Origin of the sequence: Microbacterium sp. 3J1 (assembly GCF_001049495.1) — a bacterium.
Classification (GTDB): Bacteria; Actinomycetota; Actinomycetes; order Actinomycetales; family Microbacteriaceae; genus Microbacterium.
On sequence record NZ_CDWI01000022.1, the window covers coordinates 1 to 205 of the forward strand.

Sequence of the window (205 nt, forward strand, 5' to 3'; positions counted from 1 at the left end):
CGGCGGCGGCGCGTTCTGGGGCGGCTCGGACTACACGGGTCGCATCCAGAACCTCGAGCTGCAGCTGCGCAGCGAGGGCAAGAACCTCTTCGACGAGGATGGCACGCCCGGCTTCGACGAAGAGCGCCTCGCCGAGTTCTGGGAAGAGGGAGCGGAGGCCCGCGACGGCGGAACCGTCGTCCCCCAGCAGGTCGTCGAGGAGCTC

The 205-nt window shown here is 70.2% G+C and carries 1 pseudogene; it reads left to right on the forward strand.

The window, feature by feature from the left end:
- Positions 1-205, forward strand: a pseudogene (locus BN2660_RS16375) (carbohydrate ABC transporter substrate-binding protein); the annotation flags it as partial.